At 72.1% G+C, this 7369-nt stretch carries 6 protein-coding genes, 1 tRNA gene and 1 pseudogene; 5 read left to right on the top strand and 3 right to left on the bottom strand.

Going from position 1 to position 7369, the window contains the following annotated elements:
- Positions 1–1314, top strand: a pseudogene (locus tag GKQ77_RS23350) (hypothetical protein); the annotation flags it as partial.
- 27 nt (positions 1315–1341) lie between these two features.
- Here GKQ77_RS23350 and GKQ77_RS23345 read toward each other — a convergent pair.
- Complete coding sequence (locus GKQ77_RS23345) at positions 1342–1644, bottom strand: hypothetical protein (protein WP_219690885.1); 303 nt, start codon at positions 1642–1644, stop codon at positions 1342–1344.
- A 127-nt stretch (positions 1645–1771) separates the two neighbouring features.
- On the bottom strand, positions 1772–3694 hold the full coding sequence (locus GKQ77_RS23340; protein ID WP_219690884.1) for an SIR2 family protein: 1923 nt from the start codon (positions 3692–3694) through the stop codon (positions 1772–1774).
- Positions 3695–3855: 161 nt separating this feature from the next.
- On the opposite strand from GKQ77_RS23340, the gene GKQ77_RS23335 reads away from it, so the two are divergent.
- Positions 3856–4401: an SRPBCC family protein gene (locus GKQ77_RS23335; protein ID WP_219690883.1), complete on the top strand. Its 546-nt coding sequence runs from the start codon at positions 3856–3858 to the stop codon at positions 4399–4401.
- Positions 4391–5596, top strand: coding sequence for an MFS transporter (locus GKQ77_RS23330; protein ID WP_219690881.1), 1206 nt, complete (start codon positions 4391–4393; stop codon positions 5594–5596). Before GKQ77_RS23335 ends, GKQ77_RS23330 begins: the two co-directional genes overlap by 11 nt.
- A gap of 55 nt (positions 5597–5651) precedes the next feature.
- Here GKQ77_RS23330 and GKQ77_RS23325 read toward each other — a convergent pair.
- Positions 5652–5724 (bottom strand) — tRNA-Ala (locus GKQ77_RS23325).
- A 182-nt stretch (positions 5725–5906) separates the two neighbouring features.
- On the opposite strand from GKQ77_RS23325, the gene GKQ77_RS23320 reads away from it, so the two are divergent.
- The gene (locus tag GKQ77_RS23320; protein ID WP_219690880.1) at positions 5907–6455 is read left to right on the top strand and encodes a helix-turn-helix domain-containing protein; all 549 of its coding nucleotides are present in this window, start codon (positions 5907–5909) and stop codon (positions 6453–6455) included.
- 103 nt (positions 6456–6558) lie between these two features.
- Positions 6559–7369: serine/threonine-protein kinase (locus GKQ77_RS23315; protein WP_219690878.1), on the top strand; the 811-nt coding region annotated here is incomplete at its 3' end.

Genomic DNA, 7369 nt, shown 5'->3' with positions numbered 1-7369 from the left:
GGGTGCATGGCGGGCGAGTACTTCCACTGGGCGCTCTCGCCGTTCGCGCGCCTCGTCTGCTTCCTGACCCTCACGCTCGCCACCGGTGTCGCGGCGGCGGCGGTGGTGCGGCTCGCCGGGGCCTCCGGCCCGGGGGTCGTACGCCGCCTGGCCGCCGGCTGCGCCATCGTCCTCCCGCTCTCCGCGGGCGTGGGGGCGGTGATCGAGCACTGGGCAAGGGAGATCGAACGCAAGGGCGCGGACATCCAGTTGGGCGTGGCGCCGTACACCGCGCTCAGAGCGAGTGCCGCGTGGGTCCTCTCCATGGCGCTGCTGGCCCTCGGCGTGCTCTGCGTCTCGCTGCTCCGCCGACGGATCGAGTGGCCTCCGCGCACCGCGGGACGACGCGGCGTCCGCGTGCGGAGAATCCTGGTGTTCGTCCTGCTCTTCTGGCTCGGCGCCGAGCTGGCCGGGTTCCTCTCGTACCTGTCCATCCGCCAGGTGACCGGGCGGCCGCTCACGGACGTCTCGTTCATCGACCCGTCCGAGGCCCTGACCTTCGTCAGTCAGCGTGCGGCCTTCCGCGCCTGCGTCTTCCTGCTGATCGTCGTCATCATGGCGGGGCTCGATCTGGCCGGCAGCTCATCCCGCCCCACCCACCTGGACTTCCGTGCGCCGAGGCGGCTGCTGTGGTCCATGCTCCCCACGTGTCTCGCCCAGGGCGTGCTGCTGGGCATCAGCCTGGGGATCCCGCTCGCCTTCATCTCGCCCTGGATGTCCACTCCGCCCTGGTGGGTGCGGTGCGCCGCGACGGGTGTACTCGGCGTCTTCTTCGGCGCCCTCTTCGGCGCGGGCCTCGCGATCCTGCGCTGGGCCCGGGTCCCGGCCGACCTCGAACAGGAGACCCCCCGGTCCACAGTGCGCGGCGACCGCTCGGTCGCCGTCGCACTCATGGTCTTCGCGGTGGTGCCGCCCCTGGTCAAGTGGGCCATCACGGTCCAGACGGACCTGGAGAACCATGACATCCCGGGGGTGGAGGCGCTGGGCGAGTGGCTGCTGACCCTGGAGGCGAATCTGGCGCTCGGCCTCGCCGCCGGGCTGGTGGCCGTCTCGAGCACCGCCTACTTCGCCTACCGGGAGGCGGGCCTACGGCTCGCCGCGGACCGGCGGCTGCCGCGCCATCTGCTGTCGTTCATGGAGGACGCCCGGGTGCTCAGCGTCCTCAGACGGGTCGGGCCCGTCTACCAGTTCTGTCACGCGGAGTTCAAGGACCGCGTCGTCATCGGCGTCCCCGCGACGGGGGACGCGGCCGGGGCGGGTGCCGTACGGGCGTGAGGGCTCACGCCGTTCGGGTGTGAAGGCTCACGTCTCGCTCTCCTCCCACATGCGGCCCTCCGCGATCCGCCGCTGGACCTCCGCCGGAGCGACCAGCGTGACCTGCATGGCATCGCCTTTGGGGACCTCGACCAGGGTGCCCTCGGGCACGATCAGACAGCTGCCCCCGCAGCTCCTGACGCACTTCTTCCGCATGTGCCAGGCGGAGTGGTCGGGGGCCCAGTCGAGTATGTCCTGCACGGTCCACTCGCCGTCGTCTCTGTGCGGCAGATCCACCTGGACGTCGCACACGCTGATCGAGAAGCTGTTGTCGGCGGGGCTCTCCGTCATGGGTCGACCTTCCTCGCAGGGGGGAGCACGGGGGGGTGCATACGGGGGTGAATTCCGCCTGCGCAGGCGGATCTTGGCCCACGCTAAGGCCGCCTCCGACACCCCGCCACCAGAGGAAAAGGCGAAGTCACCGGAACGGCCGCCGCCCCACGGCCTCCATGTACCGCTCGGCGCACAACACGTCGACGACGGCCGCGGCCGTGTGGGCCCGCTGGATCTCGCCGCCGAAGGCGCCGCTGCGGAGCATGGGCCAGCCATCGGAGAAGCGGGCCTGGACCCGTGCCGCGACACGCAGCCTCCCCTCGCCGTCCCAGCGGTCCGGAAGAGTGAATTCGCCCAGCGTCGCGGGGGTTTCCGCGAGGTCGCCCTGAAGGAGCGCGGTGACGTACTCGTAGGTGTCGAAGGCGTCGGAGATCGTACGGTCGCTGTCGGCGCCCGGTTCGGCGAGCACGCCCCGCAGCCGTTCACGCAGCCATGTGCTGTGGGACGTCTGGACGAGTGACGGTGGATGCGGCGCGTCCAAGAGAGCGTTGACGCGCTCGCCGGGGCCGAGGACGTGCGCGGCGCGCAGGGCCAGCACGGCGGGCCTGGGCTCGGCAGGCTTGGGCTCGGCGGACCTCGACTCTCCGGGGCCGGGCCCGGGCTCGGCGGTGGCCCGGCCGGAGCCCGGCCGTGACGCGGAGGGCCGCGCCAGGACCGGTTCGAGCAGCAGCCGGCCGAGCAGCTCCTCGCGGTCGGCCAGCACGGCGGCGCTGCCCGCGGCACACAGAGCGAGCAGAGCCGGATAGAGACGCGGATGGGGGTCCCCCTGCTCGCCTCCGCCGCCGCCTCCGGGCACGTTCAACAGCCGTTGCAGCGCACGCACCCACACCCGCCCGTGCGCCCCGGCCTCGTCGTGGAACACGCCCACGGCCATCAGGTGCAGCAGCGTCTCGCAGTCGCCCTGGTACCGCTCCAGCCTCTCCCGGTACGCCTCCGGGTCCCAGGCCTGCCCACCGGCGGGGTACCGGGCGTCGTCCGAGAGGCGTTCCACGACCCGCGTCGCCTCGGCGTCCACCAGCTCGTGCAGATCGATGCGGCGTACGGGGTCGGGGAGCGCGCGCTTGAGGCGGGCCACGGAGACCTCGCGGGTCGGCGGGGGTTCCGTCAGGTGTTCCAGGGCGTCGACCCGGGCCAGGAGGCCGGGGAAGAACTCCTCCGCCGTCAGGCCCTGGACCACCACGGCGCCGTGGCGGGCGACGAGTTCCGCGGCCTTGCCCCCAGGGGTGTGCGGGGCGGACCAGAACACGGGGTAGCGGCGGGCGGCACGGCGATCGAAGCAGGCGACGAGCGCGTGATCCCACTGGGCGGACCAGCCGCAGACGATCAGTCCGTACTCGTCGAGCACCTGGTCCACGAGACCGGCCCAGGCCTCCGGGTACTCGCCCAGCTCACGCTCGGTGTTGCGGGCCTCCAGGTCGGTCAGGTCGCCGTGGAGTTTGACGACCGTGGCCCGGGCGTGCGCCAGCGGCGTCATCCCGCGCAGGCTGGCGGGGCTGTGGATGACCTGCGGCTGCACTCCCGCGGCTTCCAGCGCCTGTTCGGTGAGCCGGTCGAAGTTGGTGGTCAGCACCACGCGCACCGAGCCCCGCGCCACGAGCCGGGCCGCCGCGTGATGCGCAGCGCCGGGCCGCTTGCGCCCGTCCTGCCGATCCTCGCCGTCCGGCTCGAAGTAGCCGCGCAGCAGCTTGTGCCGGGCGGCGGGGGTGTCGCCCAGCGCCTCCAGCAGTGCGGAGTAGCCGAGCGGCCCCCCGTCCCCGTGGCGGGCCCACCAGGCCTCGGGGTCGGCGACGGCCAGCTCCTCGTCCGCGCCCCGCGCGACGGCGGCCCGGTGCACCAGGTCCGTGACGATCTCCCACCCCGTGGGCACGCCCGCGTCCCGCGACATACCGGCGCCGAGCAGCAGTGCGTACACGCCGGGTCCGGCCTGCACGCACATGGCGAGCGAGATCATGGGATCGAGACCTCGCGGCGCCGCCGCCGCGGCCGGCCTGTCGTCGTCCGTCCTCATGCCCTCCACTGTGCGGCGCGGGCTTCGGGGACGCCTCCGGGACGGGTCCGGGACGGGTCGGGGACCCCTCCGGGTCGCCTCCTGGTCCCCGAAGAGAGCCACGCACCTTTTGCACCTAATACTCCGATACGACCCTCCCGGGTGCGGGTATGGGTGAGCGCATGACCACGCAGAACGCGATCAACTGGCCCGAGAGATACCTGCCGGGCACCGGCGACAACTTCGTCTCGAACGAGGTGATCGTCCAGGGCCTCACCGCCGCCCAGATCTGGCGGTATCTGACCGACACCTCCACCTGGGAGTCGTACTACGACAACATCACCGCCGTCTCCTTCCCGGAAGGCGGCGGCCCCGTGCTGAAGGACGACGTGATCTTCACCTTCGAGCCCGTCGGCTTCGCATCGGTGCGCACCCAGCACGCCCGCGTCGTCGAATTCCAGGCCCCGGCGGAAGGAGTCCCGGGCCGCCTCTCCTGGACGGCCGCCCAGGACGGCACGCCCGAGGAACGGCTCGACGTACTGCACGCCTGGCTGGTCGAGGACCTGCCCGGCGGCCGCGTGCGGATCCTCACCCAGGAGACGCAGATCGGCCACCCCGCCGCCGAACTCGCCAGGCGGCTGCCCAACCCCATGCTCAACGGCCACCAGGCCTGGCTGAACGGCCTGGTCGAGGCAGCCTCCGGCGGACCGGAGCGGTATGGACGGTGATCTTCGAGGCTGGCGCCAGTGCCTGCTCAGCGGGGCGGTGTTCGCCGTATGTATGGCAGGCACGACGCTGCCGACTCCCCTGTACGGCCTCTACCAGGAGAAGTTCGACTTCTCCGAACTCACGGTCACCGTCGTGTACGCCGTCTACGCGGTCGGCGTCATCGGAGTCCTGCTCCTCGCGGGCAACGCCTCGGACGCCGTCGGCAGGCGCCCGGTGCTGCTGTGGGGCCTGGGGGCCGCGACGGCGAGCGCCGTCTGCTTCCTGTTCGCCACCACGCTGGGCTGGCTGTATGTGGGGCGACTGCTGTCGGGGCTGTCCGCCGGCCTGTTCACCGGGGCCGCCACCGCGTACGTAATGGAATTGGCACCGCACGGCGGCACCTCGCGGGCCACCTTCCTCGCGACGGCCGCCAACATGGGCGGGCTCGGCTGCGGGCCGCTGCTCGCCGGGGTGCTCGCGCAGTACGCCGACTGGCCGCTTTACCTGCCGTTCGCCGTCCATCTCGCCCTCGTGGCCTGCTCGGCCGCCGTCCTGCTGCGGCTTCCGGAGACCGTGCGGGAGCGGCGGCCGCTCCGTACCGTCCGGCCGCAGCGGCCCGGCCTGCCCCCTCGGGTGCGGAGCGTCTTCGGTCCCGCGGCGGCCGCCACCTTCGTGGGGTTCGCCCTGTTCGGCGTGTTCACGTCGGTCAGCCCGTCCTTCCTCGCCCACTCCTTGGACGTGCGCAACCATGCGGTGAGCGGACTGATCGTCGCGCTGGCCTTCTTCGCCTCGACCGCCGGCCAACTGGCCGTCGGCCGGTTCGGCTTGGGCCGTTCACTGCCGCTGGGCTGCGCCGCGCTCCTCGGCGGTCTCGCCCTCCTCGCGGGCGCGCTGTGGTGGGATCTGCTGCCGCTGGTGGTGCTGAGCGCGCTCGTCGGCGGCATCGGGCACGGGCTGGCGTTCCGCGGCTCGCTCGCCGTGGTGGCCGCCGCGTCCGAGGCGAACCAGCGGGCGGCGGTGATCTCGGCACTGTTCGTGGTGGCGTACGCGGGCATCTCGGTGCCGGTCATCGGTGTCGGACTCCTGGCGGGGCCGATGGGCCTGGAGGGCGCGGGCCTCGTTTTCATCGCCTGCATGATGCTTCTGGTGTCGACCGCGGGCGTCTACTTGCTCCGGCGACCGGCACCAGCGGCGGAGACCGCGGGTCAACCATGAACGCACAGAGCCCCCCTGACTCGCGTTTCCGCAGGTCAGGGGGGCTCTCGGGCTGTGGAGCCTAGGGGAGTCGAACCCCTGACATCTGCCATGCAAAGACAGCGCTCTACCAACTGAGCTAAGGCCCCGAGAACGATGCGCCGGACCGGAAGAATCACCTCCTGGCGTGCATCGCAGACCAGAGTACCGGGTCTCCCCCCGGATCCCGCAAAAGGATTGGGGGTCCCGGTCGACGACCACGCTCCGTAAGATGCACGACGTGGTTCGCGGCAGCGAACCGCGGTCTTAGGGGAAGCGATGGGGAGACGCAATGGACGCCGCACAGCAGGACACCACCGCGAGAGCACGAGAGCTCCAGCGGAACTGGTACGGGGAGCCGCTGGGGGCGCTCTTCCGTCGCCTCATCGATGATCTGGGCCTCAACCAGGCGCGCCTCGCCGGAGTCCTCGGTCTCTCCGCGCCCATGCTCTCCCAGCTGATGAGCGGTCAGCGTGCCAAGATCGGCAACCCCGCGGTCGTCCAGCGCGTCCAGCTCCTCCAGGAACTGGCGGGCCAGGTCGCGGACGGCAGCGTCAGCGCCGCCGAGGCGACCGACCGCATGGACGAGATCAAGAGGTCCCAGGGCGGCTCCGTCCTCACCAACACCGCGCAGACGACGACCACTTCGGGCGCGCCCACGGTCAAGCGCGTGGTGCGCGAGATCCAGTCGCTGCTGCGCTCCGTCGCGGCCGCCGGCGACATCATCGATGCCGCCGACTCCCTCGCCCCCACCCATCCGGAGCTGGCAGAGTTCCTCCGGGTGTACGGCGCCGGGCGCACCGCGGACGCGGTCGCCCACTATGAGGCGCACCAGAGCTGATCCGGAGCCGGTCCGGGGCTGATCTGGTCTGCCCTGGAGCTGATCCGGGGCTGATCCGTCGACCGGGCCGCCGCGCGGCCCGGAAGGGGAGCGGAGCGCGACCATGGGTGAGGTCTTCGCCGGTCGGTACGGACTGGTCGATCCGATCGGGCACGGGGGAGCCGGAGCGGTCTGGCGCGCCTGGGACCACCGGCGGCGCCGCTATGTGGCCGCCAAGGTCCTGCGACAGAGCGACGCGTACGCCCTGTTGAGGTTCGTGCGGGAGCAGGCCCTGCGGATCGACCACCCCCATGTGCTCGCGCCCGCCAGCTGGGCCGCCGACGACGACAAGGTCCTGTTCACCATGGACCTGGTCGGCGGCGGCTCCCTGGCGCACGTCATCGGGGACTACGGCCCGCTGCCGCCCCGGTTCGTCTGTACGCTCCTCGACCAGCTCCTCTCCGGTCTCGCGGCCGTGCACGCCGAGGGCGTGGTCCACCGGGACATCAAGCCCGCCAACATCCTGCTCGAAGCGACCGGCGCCGGGCGCCCTCATCTGCGCCTGTCCGACTTCGGCATCGCGATGCGCAAGGGCGAGCCCCGGCTCACCGAGACCGACTACGTGGTGGGCACGCCCGGCTACGTCGCCCCGGAGCAGATGCTGGGCGCCGAGCCGGACTTCGCCGCCGATCTCTTCGCCGTCGGCCTGGTCGCCCTGTACCTCCTGGAGGGCGCCAAGCCGGACGCCAAGGCGCTGATCGAGCACTTCGCCGAACACGGCACTCCCGGCGCCCCGCAGGGCATGCCGGAGCCGCTCTGGCAGGTCATCGCGACCCTGCTCCAGCCGGACCCCCAAACGCGTTTCCGCACCGCGACGGGCGCGCGCAAGGCGCTGGCCTGCGCCGCCGAAATGCTGCCCGAGCCCGCCCCGTACG

The sequence above is a fragment of the Streptomyces anatolicus genome (genome assembly GCF_019400875.1).
Classification (GTDB): Bacteria; Actinomycetota; Actinomycetes; order Streptomycetales; family Streptomycetaceae; genus Streptomyces; species Streptomyces anatolicus.
Note: the sequence above shows the minus strand (reverse complement) of the source record. Positions and strands in the feature narration are given on the sequence as shown.

Bases quoted from the DNA above. Each gene is read 5' to 3' on its own strand.
- GKQ77_RS23330 (WP_219690881.1), top strand. From the start codon at position 4,391: ATGGACGGTGATCTTCGAGGCTGGCGCCAGTGCCTGCTCAGCGGGGCG.
- GKQ77_RS23335 (WP_219690883.1), top strand. From the start codon at position 3,856: ATGACCACGCAGAACGCGATCAACTGGCCCGAGAGATACCTGCCGGGC.
- GKQ77_RS23320 (WP_219690880.1), top strand. From the start codon at position 5,907: ATGGACGCCGCACAGCAGGACACCACCGCGAGAGCACGAGAGCTCCAG.
- GKQ77_RS23340 (WP_219690884.1), bottom strand. From the start codon at position 3,694: ATGAGGACGGACGACGACAGGCCGGCCGCGGCGGCGGCGCCGCGAGGT.
- GKQ77_RS23345 (WP_219690885.1), bottom strand. From the start codon at position 1,644: ATGACGGAGAGCCCCGCCGACAACAGCTTCTCGATCAGCGTGTGCGAC.